The sequence below is a fragment of the Streptoverticillium olivoreticuli subsp. olivoreticuli genome, assembly GCF_003391135.1.
In the GTDB taxonomy this organism is placed as follows: Bacteria; Actinomycetota; Actinomycetes; order Streptomycetales; family Streptomycetaceae; genus Streptomyces; species Streptomyces blastmyceticus.
Genome location: NZ_CP031455.1, coordinates 6,083,388 through 6,096,356, shown reverse-complemented (window position 1 = coordinate 6,096,356; position 12,969 = coordinate 6,083,388). Strand labels below are relative to the sequence as shown.

The 12,969-nt window shown below is 71.3% G+C and carries 10 protein-coding genes; 8 read left to right on the top strand and 2 right to left on the bottom strand.

The window, feature by feature from the left end; all coding sequences use genetic code 11:
- The first annotated feature begins 75 nt into the window (after positions 1 to 75).
- The 5 genes from DXZ73_RS27155 to DXZ73_RS27135 all read left to right on the top strand — a co-directional run bounded on the left by DXZ73_RS27155 (position 76) and on the right by DXZ73_RS27135 (position 7,355).
- Complete coding sequence (locus tag DXZ73_RS27155; protein WP_116213663.1) at positions 76 to 1,470, top strand: class II fumarate hydratase; 1,395 nt, start codon at positions 76 to 78, stop codon at positions 1,468 to 1,470.
- A 194-nt stretch (positions 1,471 to 1,664) separates the two neighbouring features.
- Positions 1,665 to 2,348: a cytidylyl-2-hydroxypropylphosphonate hydrolase gene (gene fomD / locus DXZ73_RS27150; RefSeq protein WP_116213662.1), complete on the top strand. Its 684-nt coding sequence runs from the start codon at positions 1,665 to 1,667 to the stop codon at positions 2,346 to 2,348.
- Positions 2,349 to 2,488: 140 nt separating this feature from the next.
- A complete protein-coding gene (locus DXZ73_RS27145) occupies positions 2,489 to 3,163 on the top strand; it encodes a class I SAM-dependent DNA methyltransferase (protein ID WP_116213661.1) in 675 nt (224 codons plus the stop codon).
- Between the two features lie 58 nt (positions 3,164 to 3,221).
- Positions 3,222 to 5,708, top strand: coding sequence for an ATP-binding SpoIIE family protein phosphatase (locus tag DXZ73_RS27140; protein ID WP_116213660.1), 2,487 nt, complete (start codon positions 3,222 to 3,224; stop codon positions 5,706 to 5,708).
- Positions 5,709 to 5,891: 183 nt separating this feature from the next.
- Positions 5,892 to 7,355 (top strand): catalase, encoded by a 1,464-nt coding sequence (locus DXZ73_RS27135; protein ID WP_116213659.1) that lies wholly within the window; start codon positions 5,892 to 5,894, stop codon positions 7,353 to 7,355.
- A gap of 70 nt (positions 7,356 to 7,425) precedes the next feature.
- Here the strand turns inward: DXZ73_RS27135 and DXZ73_RS27130 are convergent, their stop codons facing one another.
- Entirely contained in the window at positions 7,426 to 9,684 is a 2,259-nt protein-coding gene (locus tag DXZ73_RS27130; protein WP_116213658.1) for a transglycosylase domain-containing protein, read from the bottom strand.
- A 241-nt stretch (positions 9,685 to 9,925) separates the two neighbouring features.
- Between DXZ73_RS27130 and DXZ73_RS27125 the strand changes: the two genes are divergently transcribed.
- A complete protein-coding gene (locus tag DXZ73_RS27125; protein ID WP_116213657.1) occupies positions 9,926 to 10,885 on the top strand; it encodes an SPFH domain-containing protein in 960 nt (319 codons plus the stop codon).
- Positions 10,831 to 11,124, top strand: coding sequence for a hypothetical protein (locus DXZ73_RS27120; RefSeq protein WP_425315868.1), 294 nt, complete (start codon positions 10,831 to 10,833; stop codon positions 11,122 to 11,124). Before DXZ73_RS27125 ends, DXZ73_RS27120 begins: the two co-directional genes overlap by 55 nt.
- Before the next feature lie 141 nt (positions 11,125 to 11,265).
- Here the strand turns inward: DXZ73_RS27120 and DXZ73_RS27115 are convergent, their stop codons facing one another.
- On the bottom strand, positions 11,266 to 12,282 hold the full coding sequence (locus DXZ73_RS27115) for a hydrogen peroxide-inducible genes activator (RefSeq protein WP_116213655.1): 1,017 nt from the start codon (positions 12,280 to 12,282) through the stop codon (positions 11,266 to 11,268).
- Between the two features lie 132 nt (positions 12,283 to 12,414).
- On the opposite strand from DXZ73_RS27115, the gene DXZ73_RS27110 reads away from it, so the two are divergent.
- Complete coding sequence (locus tag DXZ73_RS27110) at positions 12,415 to 12,969, top strand: peroxiredoxin (protein ID WP_116213654.1); 555 nt, start codon at positions 12,415 to 12,417, stop codon at positions 12,967 to 12,969.

The window sequence follows — 12,969 nt, the reverse complement described above, 5'->3', positions numbered from 1 at the left end:
ATTTACTAGGTGGGAGTGCCTCTTGGGAACACGTCGGACCGGACAAACGCTGTGCTGGACAGGAGGTAAGTGACGATGACCGACAGTGAGCAGTACCGGACCGAGCACGACTCCATGGGAGAGGTGCGGGTCCCGGCCCGTGCCAAGTGGCGCGCGCAGACCCAGCGGGCGGTGGAGAACTTCCCCGTCAGCGGGCAGCGCCTGGAGCGGGCGCACATCGAGGCGCTGGCCCGGATCAAGGCCGCCGCCGCCAAGGTCAACGCCGAGCTCGGCGTGATCGACAAGGATGTCGCGGAGGCCGTCGCGGAGGCGGCGGACGAGGTGGCGGAAGGGCGCTGGGACGACCACTTCCCGATCGACGTCTTCCAGACCGGCTCGGGCACGTCGTCCAACATGAACGCCAACGAAGTCATCGCCACCCTCGCCACCGAGCGCCTCGGCCGTGACGTGCACCCCAACGACCACGTCAACGCCTCGCAGAGCTCCAACGACGTCTTCCCCTCCAGCATCCACATCGCCGCCACCGCGGCCGTCACGGGCGATCTGATCCCGGCGCTGGAGCACCTGGCGGAAGCGCTGGAGCGCAAGGCCGCCGAGTTCGCGGACGTCGTCAAGTCGGGCCGCACACACCTGATGGACGCCACGCCCGTCACCCTCGGCCAGGAGTTCGGCGGCTACGCGGCGCAGGTGCGCTACGGCGTCGAGCGGCTGCTCGCCTCCCTGCCCCGCCTCGCCGAACTCCCCCTCGGCGGCACGGCCGTGGGCACCGGCATCAACACCCCGGCGGGCTTCTCCGCCGCCGTCATCGCGGAGGTCGCCCGCACCACCGGGCTGCCGCTGACCGAGGCGCGTGACCACTTCGAGGCGCAGGGCGCGCGCGACGGCCTGGTGGAGACCAGCGGCCAGCTGCGCACGATCGCGGTCGGCCTCACCAAGATCTCCAACGATCTGCGCTGGATGTCCTCCGGCCCGCGCACCGGCCTGGCCGAGATCAGCCTCCCCGACCTCCAGCCGGGCTCGTCGATCATGCCGGGGAAGGTCAACCCGGTGATCCCCGAGGCGGTCCTGATGGTGGCCGCGCAGGTCGTCGGCAACGACGCGACCGTGGCCACGGCGGGCGCCGCCGGGAACTTCGAGCTCAACGTGATGCTCCCGGTCATGGCGAAGAACCTGCTGGAGTCCGTCCGGCTGCTCGCGAACGCGTCCCGGCTGCTGGCGGACCGCACGGTCGACGGCATCACCGCCAATGTGGAGCGGGCGCGGGAGTACGCGGAGTCCTCGCCGTCCGTCGTCACACCGCTGAATCGCTACATCGGGTACGAGGAGGCGGCGAAGGTGGCGAAGAAGTCGCTCGCGGAGCGGAAGACGATCCGGGACGTGGTGCTGGAATCGGGCTATGTGGAGCGGGGGTTGCTGACGCGCGAGGAGCTGGACGCGGCGCTGGACGTACTGCGGATGACGCGGCCTTGAGATCTGCGGGCCCGCGCTTCGCGGACTGCGGTCCGGCGAACCAGCCCGTCCGGAGATCGAGGACACCGCCGCGCAGCGGTGGTGCGGACGGGACGGTCCGCAGACAAACACCCGCGTCAACCCCCGCCTCTGGACCGTACCAATTGCGGCGCACATCACGGCGCACCTGCCACCACCCCGCCTAGGATCTGCGCATGACAGCGGACACCGTGGACACGACAGCAGGCAGCGCCGCCCCCTGGGCGCCGGGGGACCACATCCTCTGGCGCTACCGGGGCAACGGCACCGATCGCGTCCACATCTGCCGTCCCGTCACCGTCGTCCAGGACACCGACGAGCTCCTCGCCGTGTGGATGGCGCCCGGCACCGACTGCGTCAAGCCGCGGCTCGCGGACGGCACGTCCATCCACGAGGAGCCGCTGGCCACCCGCTACACCAAGCCGCGTACCACCGTCGTCTCCCGCTGGTTCGGCACCGGCGTGCTCAAGCTCGCCCGGCCCGGCGAGGCCTGGTCGGTCTGGCTGTTCTGGGACCGTGACTGGGGCTTCAAGAACTGGTACGTGAACCTCGAGGAACCGCTCGCGCGCTGGGCGGGCGGCGTCGACTCCGAGGACCATTTCCTGGACATCGCCGTCTATCCGGACCGCAGTTGGGAGTGGAAGGACGAGGACGAGTTCACCCAGGCGCAGCGCGCGGGCCTGATGTCCGCCGGCCAGGCGGCCAGGGTGCGGGCGGCCGGGCACGACGCGGTCGCGCGCATCGAGTCCTGGGGGGCGCCGTTCGCCGGCGGCTGGGAGGACTGGCGCCCCGACCCCGCCTGGACCGTGCCCGCGCTCCCCGCCGACTGGGACCGCTCCCCGGCCCGGATCCGGGCGTAACCTCGGGAACCGCTTGGCGGGCCCCCGACGGACAACCGTAGGATCGGCCTCCGCGATACTGCACAGCAGCACGGCACGGCGCGAACAAAGCACGGCATGTGACGCATGATCACAGAAGACGGTCACAGGAGGGCGGAGCCGTGAGCGGTGACGAGGGGCGGGACTACGAGGGCTACGCCCGCTTAGGGCTGGACCGCAGTGGTCAGGCCGAGGCGTTCGACGCGATAGGCGAGCGCTACGACGAGGCCTTCCCGCACAAGGAGGGCCAGCTCGCGGCCGGTGCCTGGCTGGCGGGGACGCTGCCGCCGGGCTCCCGGATCCTGGACCTGGGCTGCGGTACGGGCCTGCCGACCGCCCGGCAGCTCAGCGACGCGGGCCACGAGGTGGTCGGCGTCGACCTCTCCCCCGGCATGCTGGACCTGGCCCGCGGCAACGTCCCCGGGGCCGAGTTCCTCCGCCTGGACCTGGCCGAACTGCGGGACGGGCGGCTGGGCTCGTTCGACGGGGTCGCCGCGTTCTTCTCCCTGCTGATGCTGCCGCGCGCGGAGATCCCGCACGCCCTGCGGATGGTGCGCGGGCTGCTGAGACCCGGGGGGCTGCTGGCCCTGTCGATGGTCGAGGCCGACGTGGACGACTTCGCGATCCCGTTCCTGGGGAACACGATCCGGGTATCCGGATATCTGCGGGACGAATTGCGCCAGGTCGTCTGCGAGGCGGGCTTCGACGTCGCCGGGGAAAGCGCGCTGGCGTACGCCCCGGCGAGTACGGACGTACCACCAGAGATCCAGCTCTTCTTCAATCTGCGACGCGCCTGACCCATGGTGCGCCCCTGAACGACCCGGGCGTACGGCCCCGACGGATGGAACCCCACGCGTGACGGAGCATCCCAACTCCCACGGAAGACAGCGGACCGCGCCGACGCGGCAGGCTGCCGCCCGGCAGCCCGCTGCCCCTGCGCCGGGTACGGCCGCGCTTGGCTCTGAGGCCGCCGCCGCGGCCGCCCGCCTGCCGCGCCAGCCGGACGGTCGCGCGGGTGGTCCGCGCGACCTCAGCCGTCCGGAATCCAGCGATCCGGCCACCGGCCGGGCCCACGCTTCCGCCGAGCCCGCCGAGCCCGGCCGCGCCGGGGAGCACGACGCTTCCACCGGCGGCCCTGCGGACGGGCCGGACCGGCAGGAACCGGGATCCGGCGATCCGGCATCCGGCCGGGCCCGCGCTTCCGGCGCCGCCGCGGACGGCCCGGCCCACCGGGGTCCGGATACCGCCGAGCCCGGCGGACCGGGCCGGGCGGCTTCCGGCCGGGGCGACCGCGACGACTCCGGCCGTGCCGGGGAGCAGGCCGTGGCGCACGACGACCCGGACGGCAGCGGCGCCCCTGACCCGTCCGGCAGCGGCAGGGCGCGGCCCGAGCCGGGCGCGGGCGCCCGGGGAGCGGCCGGTGGCTCCGAGGCGGCCGGCGGGGCGCACAGCGGGCCCGAGGCGCCGAGCGCCGGGCATCGCACGCCTGGAAAAGGCTCACCCTCCGAAGCGGCCGGCAGCGGGCGCCGCGCGCCCGGAAAGGGCTCACCCTCCGAGGCTGCCGACGCCGGGCGCCGTGCGCCGGAGGCGCCCGGTGCGGCCGGGATGCCCAGCGCCGGGACCACCGGTGGGGAGCGGCTGCGGTTCGTGGGGGCCGCGACGCGGCGGATCGCGCGCGGGATCGACCTGGACGAGATCGTGCTGGGCCTGTGCCGGGCCACCGTGCCGACCTTCGCCGACGCGATCCTCGTCTATCTGCGCGACCCGCTGCCCGTGGGCGACGAGCGGCCCGTGGGCCCCGTCGTCCTGCGGCTGCGCCGCACCGACCAGCTGCCCGAGCACGTACGGGGCCTGGGCGACCCCGCCGACCCCGACGCCCCGGCGGACCGCGGCGACCCCGCCACCGACCTGGCGGCCGTCGCGGCCGAGCGCTGCGAGGTGCGCATAGGAGGGCCGCTCGCGGAGGTGCTGCGAGGGGTCAGGCCCGTCTACGGCGACTCCTCCGCCGCGCGGGCGGCGCTCCCGGAGCTGCTGGGCGAGGACCGTACGGTGCCGGACCGGCAGCGGACGATCCTCGCGCCGCTGCGGGGCCGGCGGCGGGTGATCGGCGCGGCGGTGTTCATCCGCCGCGCGGACCGGCCCGCGTTCGAGGGCGACGACCTGCTGGTGGCGGCGCAGCTGGCCACCCACACCGCCCTGGGCGTGGACAAGGCCGTGCTCTACGGCCGCGAGGTCTACATCGCGGACGAGCTCCAGCGCACCATGCTCCCCGACTCCCTGCCACAGCCGACGGGCGTCCGGCTCGCCAGCCGCTATCTCCCGGCGGCCGAGACGGCCCGGGTGGGCGGCGACTGGTACGACGCGATCCCGCTGCCGGGCAACCGGGTGGCGCTGGTCGTCGGTGACGTGATGGGTCACTCGATGACCTCCGCCGCGATCATGGGCCAGCTGCGGACCACCGCGCAGACCCTCGCGGGCCTGGACCTGCCCCCGGCCGAGGTGCTGCACCACCTGGACGAGCAGGCGCAGCGGCTCGGCTCGGACCGCATGGCCACCTGCCTGTACGCGGTCTACGACCCGGTCGCCCACCGCATCGTCATCGCCAACGCCGGGCACCCACCGCCGATCATGCTGCACCGCGGCGGGCGCGCGGAGGTGCTGCGCGTGCCGCCGGGCGCGCCCATCGGCGTGGGCGGGGTCGACTTCGAGGCGGTGGAGCTGGACGCGCCGGCCGGGGCGACGCTGCTGCTGTACACCGACGGCCTGGTGGAGTCCCGGATAAGGGACGTGTGGACCGGCATAGAGCAGCTGCGGGAGCGGCTGATCGAGACGGCCCGGCTGACCGGCCCGAATCCGCCCCCGCTGGAGCCGCTGTGCGACGAGGTGCTGGGCATGCTCGGCCCCGGCGACCGGGACGACGACATCGCGCTGCTCGCGGCCCGCTTCGAGGGGATCGCGCCGAGCGACGTGGCGTACTGGTTCCTCGACCCGCGCCCGCAGACGGCCCGCCAGGCGCGCAGGCTGGCGAAGCGCGCGCTGGCGCGCTGGGGTCTCGACGAGCTCAGCGACGCGGTGGAGCTGCTGGTCAGCGAGGTGATCACCAATGCGGTGCGGTACGCCGAACGGCCCATATCCCTGCGGTTGCTCCGGACGGACGTGCTGCGCTGCGAGGTCGGCGACGATGTGCCCCAGCTGCCGCGGCTGCGGCAGGCGCGGCCCTCGGACGAGGGCGGCCGGGGGCTGTATCTGGTGAACAGGCTGGCCAGGCGGTGGGGAGCCACCCGGCTCAGCACCGGGAAGGTGGTGTGGTTCGAGATGGCGCTGCCCGCGCACGCCCGCTGAGGGCGCCGCGCACGCGCCGGGGTGCCGGGGCTTCCGGCGGGCCTTCCGTTTCGCCCGTACGGGGTGAAATTCTGGACAGTGTCCAGGCTCCTGTTGCCGACGCGCTGTCGGCGGAGTTCACTGGCTCGGGTGGAGGGCGGCACGGACGCGCCCTCTCCCAATCCCCGTTCCGGGAGGCGTCCCATGACCGACTCGGCGCAGCAGGTTCCGTACACCACGAACAATGCCGGCATTCCCGTGGAGAGCGACGAGCATTCGCTCACCATCGGCGATACCGGCCCCATCCTGCTCCAGGATCACTATCTGATCGAGAAGATGGCCCAGTTCAACCGGGAGCGGGTCCCGGAGCGGGTGGTCCATGCCAAGGGCGGCGGTGCTTACGGCGTCTTCGAAGTCACCAATGATGTCAGCCAGTTCACCAAGGCCGATCTGTTCCAGCCCGGCAAGCGGTGCGAGATGCTGGCCCGTTTCTCGACCGTCGCGGGCGAGCAGGGCAGCCCGGACACCTGGCGCGACCCGCGTGGTTTCGCCCTGAAGTTCTACACGGAACACGGCAACTACGACCTGGTCGGCAACAACACCCCGGTCTTCTTCGTGCGTGATCCGCAGAAGTTCCAGGACTTCATCCGCTCGCAGAAGCGCCGGCCCGACAACGGGCTGCGCGACAACGACATGCAGTGGGACTTCTGGACGCTGTCCCCGGAATCCGCGCACATGGTCACCTGGCTGATGGGCGACCGCGGCATTCCCAGGAACTGGCGCCACATGAACGGCTACAGCTCCCACACCTATATGTGGGTGAACGGCGGTGGCGAGAAATTCTGGGTGAAGTACCACATCAAGACCGACCAGGGCATCGACTTCCTCACCCAGGAGGAGGCGGACCGGCTGGCGGGTGCCGACGGGGACAACCACCGCCGGGATCTGTACGAGGCGATCGCGTCCGGCAACGCCCCGTCGTGGACCGTGAACGTCCAGGTGATGCCCTTCGAGGACGCCGCGGACTACCGCTTCAACCCCTTCGACCTCACCAAGGTGTGGCCGCACGGCGACTATCCGCTGATCGAGGTCGGCCGGATGACGCTGGACCGGAACCCGGAGGACTTCTTCGTCCACATCGAGCAGGCGGCCTTCGAGCCGTCCAACCTGGTGCCGGGCATCGGCCCGTCGCCGGACAAGATGCTGCTGGGCCGGCTGTTCTCGTATCCGGACACCCACCGCTACCGCATCGGCCCGAACTACGCCCAGCTGCCGCCCAACCGCCCGCGCTCGGTCCTCAACTCGTACGCGAAGGACGGTCCGATGCGCTACGAGCCGGCGAACACGCCCCGGCCGTACGCGCCGAACTCGTACGGCGGACCGGCCGCCGACACCGGCCGCTTCGGTGAGATCGCGGGCTGGGCGGCGGCGGGCGAGATGGTGCGCGAGGCGTACAAGCTGCACCGCGAGGACGACGACTGGGGGCAGCCGGGCACGATGGTCCGCCAGGTCCTCGACGACGCCGCGCGCGACCGGCTGGTCGCCAACGTCTCCGGCCACCTGCGGCAGGGCGTGAGCAGGCCCGTGCTGGACCGCGCCTTCCAGTACTGGCGCAACATCGACAAGAAGGTGGGCGACCGGATCGCCACCGCGGTCAACGGCGGCTGACGAGCCCGTACAACGCCTCCGGCCGCCGTCCCGCAGGTGCGGGGCGGCGGCCGGAGGGGTGTTCACCGGGTCAGTCGCGGTTGTTGAGCGGCGGGTCTCCGCCGTCACCGCCTGTGGGCGGCGTCGGCGGCGTGGGCGGCGTCGGCTTGGTCGTCGGCGGCGTGGGCGGCGTCGGCTTGGTCGTCGGCGGCGTCGGGCCGTGCGACGGCACGTTCCTGGAGTTGCTCGGCGACGGCGGCGTCGACGGGCCGGTGGACGGCGGCGGGGACGGCTTGCCGGACGGCGCCGTGGAGGGCCTGGTGGAGGCCGTCGGGGCCGGCGGCGGGGGCACCGCGCCCGCGTCGTCGGTCTTCAGGTCGAACTCGGTGTCGCCGTCGGCGACCTGGCCGGTGTACGCGGCCCAGATCTCGGCCGGGTAGCCACCGCCGTTGACACGGCCGCCCTCGACACCGCCGGTGCCCGTCAGCGGGACCTGCTTGCCGCCGGGGCCCTCGCCGAACATGCCGACCGAGGTGATGAGGTCCGGGGTGTAGCCGGAGAACCAGGCCGACTTGTTGTCGTCGGAGGTGCCGGTCTTGCCCGCCACCGCGTACTGCGAGCTCTGCACGACGCTGGCCGTACCGTCGTTGACCACGCCCTTGAGGACCTGGGTGACGTCGTCGGCGCTGGTGCGGTCGAGGATCTGCGGGCCGACCGCGTCCGGCAGGGCGGCCTTCTCACCGCCGCGGCTCAGGGAGGCGACGATGCTCGGGGTGGTCTGCTTGCCGTGGTTGGCGAGCGTGGCGTAGACCCCGGCCATGTGCAGCGGGCTCGCGCTCATGGAGCCGAGCGACATGGCGGGCCGCTCGACGAAGCCGCCGGCCTCGCCGTTCATGCCCATGGCGACCGCGGTCTTCTTGACCTTGTCGAGGCCGACATCGACGGCCATCTGCGCGAACGCGGAGTTGATCGACTTGTTCATCGACTCCTGGACCGTCACCGAGCCATAGCTCGTGTGGTCCTCGTTCTGCGGCGCGAACGGGGTGTCACTGCCCTTGACGGGCCGCTCGTTGGTGCCGTCGTACATCGAACCCGCCGTGATCGGCTGGCCGTCCTGCGTCTTGGACTTGTTCTCCAGGGCCGAGGCGAAGATCACCGGCTTGAAGGTGGAGGCCGGCTGGTAGTCCTCGCGGGTGGCGTTGCTGATCTGGTGCTTGGCGAAGTCCTGGCCGCCGTACAAGGCCACGACCTTGCCGGTCTTGCGGTCCACCGACACGGCGCCGACCTGGGCGTACGCGTCGACCTTGCGGGCCTGCGGGTCGAGCTTGGAGGTGACCTTGTCCTTGACCGCCTGCTCAAGGGCCTTCTGGCGCTTGGGGTCGATGCTGAGGGTGATCGTCCAGCCGCCGGCCGCGAACGCGCTCTCGCCACGCCCGTTCTTGCGGAAGGCCTGCTCGACCTCCTTCTTGGCCGCCTCGACCAGATAGCCGTTCTGCCCGTTCAGTCCCTTGGGGGGCGTGGGCTGCCTCGGCTCCTCGAACTTCATGTCCTTGCGCTTCGCGGGGTCGAGCCACTTCTGCTCGACCTCCTTGTCCAGGACGTAGTTCCAGCGCGCCAGGGCGTTGCGCTTGCCCGCGTCGGTGGCCGCCGTCCAGTCGTACTGGCTCGGCGCCTGGAGCAGGGCGGCGAGGTAGGCGCCCTCCTCGGCGGTGATGTCCTTGACGTCCTTGTCGAAGTACGCGCGGGACGCGGCCTGGATGCCGTAGGCGTTGCGGCCGAAGTAGCTGGTGTTCAGGTACCCGGCGAGGATTTCCTTCTTGTCGACCTTCTGGTCCACCTTGAGCGTGATGATGAGCTCCTTCACCTTGCGGGTGATGGTCTGCTCCTGGCTCAGGTAGGAGTTCTTCACGTACTGCTGGGTGATGGTCGAACCACCCTGCTTGCCACGGCCCATGACGGTGTTGAAGATGCCGCGCGCGGTGCCCTTGATGTCGACGCCGGAGTCGGTCCAGAAGTTCTTGTTCTCGGCGGCGACGACGGCGTTCTTGACGCTGTCGGGGACCTTGTCCAGCGTCACTTCCTCACGGTTGACCTGGCCCGTACGGGCCAGCACCGTGCCGTTCTCGAGCTTGTAGACGTTGCTCTGCAGCCGCATCTCGAGCTTGCCGTCGGGCACATCGACGTACATGTAGAGCGCCACGAAGGCGCCGGCGCCGAGGGCGATGACGGCCACGAAGTAGGCAAGCAGCTTCTTCCAGGTGAAGAAGCGGCGTATGCCGGTCTTCTTGGGCCTCTTGCCCTTTGCTGTGCGGGTGCTCTTCTGCGCCCGTCGCGCTTCCGCTCGGCCCATCTCTCCCGTAGCTCCACTCTGTCCGCCCCCAACCCAGCTCACGAAGCTAACACCGCAACTGTCACCAAACGCCCATCGATCAAGGCTTTGCGGCACGTGACATACAGCACCCCGGGTGGCGGGAACCGGGTACGGCGCCAGTGCGGAAAACCGTACAGGGCGGTAAAGTGATATCACTTTGCTAGACACCCACCGGGGTGCGGCCGACCACCGCGCGCCGCCGAGGAAACGGGGAACCTCCATGCAGGACACCGCCATCGCCTCCGCCGACACCGCGCCCGCGGCGGACGTTCCGGCCGAGCGGAAACCACGTGTGCGCGAGTTCCCCGCCCGTGACATCGGCGGCGGGACCGCCCTGTTGCTCGGGCTGGTGGGGCTGCTCGTCGCCGCGGGCGCCATCGCCCTCGCGGTGTCCTTCGGCCACGACGGCAAGAGCGCGCTGTGCGCCGCGCTCGTCGCCTGCGGCATCCTCATAGGCATCGGTTCGCTGACGGCCATGAGCGGGCTCAACACCATCGCCCCGGGCGAGACGCGCGTCGTCCAGCTCTTCGGCCGCTACCGCGGCACGATCCGCACCGAGGGCCTGCGCTGGGTCAACCCCCTCACCAGCCGCGACAAGGTCTCCACCCGGGTGCGCAACCACGAGACCGCCGTCATGAAGGTCAACGACGCCTACGGCAACCCCATCGAGCTGGCCGCGGTCGTGGTCTGGCGGGTCGAGGACACCGCGCAGGCGATGTTCGAGGTGGAGGACTTCCAGGAGTTCGTCGCCACCCAGACCGAGGCGGCCGTCCGGCACATCGCCATCGAGTACCCCTACGACGCGCACGACGACGACGCGCTGTCGCTGCGCGGCAACGCCGAGGAGATCACCGAGAAGCTCGCCGTCGAGCTGCACGCCCGCGTCGAGGCCGCCGGCGTCCAGATCATCGAGTCGCGCTTCACCCACCTCGCGTACGCGCCGGAGATCGCCTCTGCCATGCTCCAGCGACAGCAGGCGGGCGCCGTCGTGGCCGCCAGGAAGCTGATCGTGGAAGGCGCGGTGGGCATGGTCGAGGAGGCGCTGTCGCGGATCAGCGAGCAGGGCATCGTGGAGCTCGACGAGGAGCGGAAGGCGGCCATGGTCAGCAATCTGATGGTGGTGCTGTGCGGCGACCGCGCCGCACAGCCCGTCCTGAACACGGGCACTCTCTACCAGTGACAGAAGATCTCCCACCGCAGCAGCGGGGGCCGCGGCAGCGCAAGCAGGTGCTGCTGCGGCTCGACCCGCTCGTCCACGACGCGCTGACGCGCTGGGCCGAGGACGAGCTGCGCAGCGCGAACGCTCAGATCGAATTCCTGCTGCGCAAGGCCCTGGCGGACGCGGGCCGCCTGCCCCGAGGCACGACCGCCCTCCCCCGCAGAGGCCGCCCCCGCAAGTCCGAACCCGAAGCGGACTGAGTACCACCGCGAATTCAGCCCGTCCGGCGATTGAGGACAGCGCGCGAAGCGTGCTTCGGGGTCTGGGGCGGAGCCCCAGTTGTGGGAAGGGGCGGGTAGGGGAAAAGGCCCGCCGCAGGCGGCAACGGACCCGCACCCAAGTCACGCCTCAGCGATACGTACCGGCAAAGACGCAAGCGCCCCCCGCAACGCCCCCGCGAACTGCTCGAATTCGCCCTGCCGCGCCGCCCCCGACCGCATCGCGAGCGCCACCGTCCGCGACGGTGCCGGATCGGCGAAGTACCCCGTGGCCAGCTGGTCGTCGCGGCCGGTCTCCACCCGCAGCGCCGTCCGCGGCAGCAACGTGACGCCCATGCCGCCACCGACGAGCTGGACCAGCGTGGACAGCCCGGCGGCGCTGGTGGTGACGGGGAGCCCGGCCGTACGCCCCGCCTCGCGGCAGATGTCGAGGGCCTGGTCGCGCAGGCAGTGGCCCTCGTCGAGCAGCAGCAGGTCGAGTTCGCGCAGCGCGTCCCGCGGGATGTCCTCCCGCCCGGCCAGCCAGTGGTCACTCGGAGTGACCAGTACGAAGTCCTCGTCGAAGAGCGGCAGCTCGACGACCCCGGGCGCGCCGAGCGGCACGGCGAGCAGCAGCAGGTCGAGCCGCCCCTGGGACAGCCCGTCCAGCAGCGAGGAGGTCTGCTCCTCGTGCACCTGGAGGTCGAGGTCCGGATAGGAGTCGCGGACCAGCCGGAGCACCGTGGGCAGCAGATACGGCGCCACCGTCGGGATCACGCCGAGCCGGAGCACCCCGGTGAAGGGCGCGCGGGCGGCGTCGGCCTCCTCCAGGAGCGCGCCGACGGCGTCGAGGACGGCGCGGGCCCGTACGGCCAGGCGCTCGCCCGCGGGGCTGAGCAGCACCTTTCTCGTCGTACGCTCGAGGAGCTGCACGTCGAGCACCTCCTCCAGCGCCGAGACGGCACCGGAGAGCGCGGGCTGGCTCATGCCGATGGCGGACGCCGCGTCGCGGAAGTGCAGGTGCTCGGCGACCGCGACGAAGGCACGGAGCTGGGCGAGGCTGGGCTGGCGCGGCCGGGTCGGCACGGCCTTGGCGGGGCCGGTGCGCGGGGGTTCCGCGGGGGTACCGGAGGGCTCCGCCTCCGGGCTTATGGACGACATACTGATAACCACCTCCGATCAACTTCACTCAGTCTAGCTATTTCCGTTATCAATGCCTCCTGTGGCAGGGTGGCCGGAGTCCAACCCCCGCAGGAAGTTCCACGATGGTCTTCCTCGATGCAAGGAGAGCGCGTGCTCACTGTCGGTGACCAGTTCCCCCAGTACGACCTGACTGCCTGTGTGGACCTCGACGCGGACAAGGCCTTCGCGCAGATCGACAACAAGTCCTACGAGGGCAAGTGGCGCGTCGTCTTCTTCTGGCCGAAGGACTTCACCTTCGTCTGCCCGACCGAGATCGCCGCGTTCGGCAAGCTGAACGACGAGTTCGCCGACCGTGACGCCCAGATCCTCGGCGTCTCCGGCGACTCCGAGTTCGTGCACCACGCCTGGCGCAAGGACCACGCCGACCTGCGTGACCTGCCCTTCCCGATGCTGGCCGACGCCAAGCACGAGCTGATGCAGGCCTGCGGCGTCGAGGGCGAGGACGGCTACGCCCAGCGCGCCGTCTTCATCGTGGACCCGAACAACGAGATCCAGTTCACCATGGTGACCGCCGGTTCCGTCGGCCGTAACCCCAAGGAGGTCCTGCGGGTCCTCGACGCGCTGCAGACCGACGAGCTGTGCCCGTGCAACTGGAACAAGGGCGAGACGACCCTCGACCCGGTCGCGCTGCTCGCGGGCGAGTGA

What these genes read in the sequence shown, in the direction of transcription:
- DXZ73_RS27155 (WP_116213663.1), top strand. Translation starts at nt 76, where the DNA reads ATGACCGACAGTGAGCAGTACCGGACCGAGCACGACTCCATGGGAGAG.
- fomD (WP_116213662.1), top strand. Translation starts at nt 1,665, where the DNA reads ATGACAGCGGACACCGTGGACACGACAGCAGGCAGCGCCGCCCCCTGG.
- DXZ73_RS27135 (WP_116213659.1), top strand. Translation starts at nt 5,892, where the DNA reads ATGACCGACTCGGCGCAGCAGGTTCCGTACACCACGAACAATGCCGGC.
- DXZ73_RS27130 (WP_116213658.1), bottom strand. Translation starts at nt 9,684, where the DNA reads ATGGGCCGAGCGGAAGCGCGACGGGCGCAGAAGAGCACCCGCACAGCA.
- DXZ73_RS27125 (WP_116213657.1), top strand. Translation starts at nt 9,926, where the DNA reads ATGCAGGACACCGCCATCGCCTCCGCCGACACCGCGCCCGCGGCGGAC.
- DXZ73_RS27115 (WP_116213655.1), bottom strand. Translation starts at nt 12,282, where the DNA reads ATGTCGTCCATAAGCCCGGAGGCGGAGCCCTCCGGTACCCCCGCGGAA.